3 protein-coding genes are annotated in these 2,043 nt (G+C 50.1%); all 3 read left to right on the top strand.

Annotated elements, in window-relative coordinates; genetic code table 11:
* Nucleotides 1-327 (top strand): cobalamin B12-binding domain-containing protein (locus tag B2633_RS14645; RefSeq protein WP_483171471.1); only part of this gene is annotated, 327 nt, incomplete at its 5' end.
* Nucleotides 328-388: 61 nt separating this feature from the next.
* On the top strand, nt 389-1,414 hold the full coding sequence (locus tag B2633_RS14640) for a s-methyl-5-thioribose-1-phosphate isomerase (RefSeq protein ID WP_483171470.1): 1,026 nt from the start codon (nt 389-391) through the stop codon (nt 1,412-1,414).
* A gap of 66 nt (nt 1,415-1,480) precedes the next feature.
* The gene (locus B2633_RS14635; protein WP_483171469.1) at nt 1,481-1,681 is read left to right on the top strand and encodes a hypothetical protein; all 201 of its coding nucleotides are present in this window, start codon (nt 1,481-1,483) and stop codon (nt 1,679-1,681) included.
* Nucleotides 1,682-2,043 lie beyond the last annotated feature (362 nt).

Raw genomic sequence — 2,043 nt, 5'->3', positions numbered from 1 at the left:
CGGTCTCTTAAGGAGGCCGGCGGGGTCGAGGTGTATTATTCCGGTATGTACAAAAGCCTGGAGGAGAACGCCGCTGAAGCAGTCAAGCTTCAAGTAGATCTGGTGGGCTTGAGTATATACACGGGATTACACCTGGCCGTATTCCCGGAAATGCGCCAGGCATTGGACGCTGCCGGCGGGAAGCATATCAGCCTCTTCGGCGAAGGGCTGATTCCGGCGCAAGATGCGGCGGCATTGGTGGATCAGGGCGCTGCATCCGCCGTGTTCGCATCTACGTTGCCGATAAACACCATCATCGAATGGATCACTACCAGGCCAGTTAGCTGAATAGGAGTAAGAAATTGTAAAGAAACCAGATATTCCTGATGAAAAACCGGAGGTACCGGGTGTGACACAACCATTGTTGATGCATATTAACAATACAGTTTTTCTGCGGGACGGCCGGCTGGTGATCGTTGATCGCCGCTTGTTTCCGCTTAAGACCGAAGAGTTGATATGCCGGGACTATGAGGAAGTTGCTCGCGGTATTGAGATGATGGCAGTTCAGGGCGCCGGTGACATAGCTATCACCGCTGCCTATGGTTTATATATGGCGGCCCGCGACCTTGAAAAGGAGCAGATCACCCCGGAACAACTCAGGATATCTCTTGCCATTGTTAAGGAACGGCTGTTTAATACCCGGCCCACCGGGTTTCACCTCGGAGCTCTGCTGGAAAAGATTTGGAGCCGCATTGTATGGGAACGAGGGGACATTGCGCAACAAATCATGGTTTTCATCGCGGAGGCGGTCGAAAGGCAGCAAAAGCGTTCCGAATTGACAGGCAGATGGGCAGAGCAGGTTCTGGAAGACGGTGATAAGGTGTTAACCCACTGCTTTCCAGGACCTGCCCTGTTATATATGCTGTATTTTGCTGCTGAGAATGGGAAAAGACTGTCTGTCATTGCCACCGAGACCCGGCCTTATCTGCAGGGGGCTCGCCTCACCGCGTGGTCGGCATCTCAACTGGGAATTCCGGTAACTTTGATTTCGGATAATATGGCAGCTTATTGTATGAGTACGAATATGATCAGCAAGGTATTCACCGCTGCTGACCGGATTGCTATGGATGGCACCGTAGCCAATAAAGTCGGAACCTATCAACTGGCCATCGCTGCCGGGTATCATCATTTGCCGGTTTATATACTCGGCTACGGAGGGCCGGACAGAAATTGCGTTGAGGGCCGAAACATACCCATTGAATACCGCGACCCCGAAGAGGTTACCAGTTTTAACGGTACCAGGATAACCGGGGATTTAGTTAACGGATTTTATCCGGCCTTTGACCTGACACCACCCCATTTGATTAAAGGAGTTATTACCGATCGTGGCATTTTTAAGCCTGAGCGGGTAGCGGACTATTGGGAGCGGAAATAGACCAAGTCCTGAAGCCCCGGCTCGGCTTGGCATTAAATAAAAGCTTACTGTATAGGGGGTAATATTATGGCCATTATTAAAGAAGACTATTTGCTTCCGTTGGGAAGGCAACTGTTTATTCCCAAAGAAGGAGCTGTCACCAGCAAAGAAGATCTTATCATCGAAACAGAAGGTGATTATATCTTGATTGACAGGCCCGATTGCGTCATCGTTAAGAATGATGATTGCTGTCGCAGCATTAAAATGACGATAAAGACCAAAGACTGATCCATGGTCAGATACGCTTCTCATAGATCCTCCCGGGTGATGACGGGAGGTCCTTTTTTTAGCTCATTGCAGGTAGAAATCATGACCGCAACGAATAGTAACTGGTAGAATAGAATTATATATTAACCCGGACTCCCTGCTTATCGCTGATGAATCAGTTCTGCCGGCTGCCTACCGGTGAAGCAGCGGCAACCGGGTCTCAAAGCGGCAAGGGCTGGGAGAACGGAGGGTCTGCTGCGTTGCGCGTGGCGTATAGACGTTTATATGGAGAGAGGAGGAGCACAAATGGCAACTATGGACAAATGGGATGAACAGTTTACCCAGGAAGATTTGGCGCGGTTAGTGGTTGATATGATGCATCG

Source organism: Syntrophomonas sp. UBA1041 (assembly GCF_002316705.1).
Lineage (GTDB): Bacteria > Bacillota > Syntrophomonadia > Syntrophomonadales > Syntrophomonadaceae > DTU019.
Note: the sequence above shows the minus strand (reverse complement) of the source record. Positions and strands in the feature narration are given on the sequence as shown.

Bases quoted from the DNA above. Each gene is read 5' to 3' on its own strand.
- B2633_RS14635 (WP_483171469.1), top strand. From the start codon at position 1,481: ATGGCCATTATTAAAGAAGACTATTTGCTTCCGTTGGGAAGGCAACTG.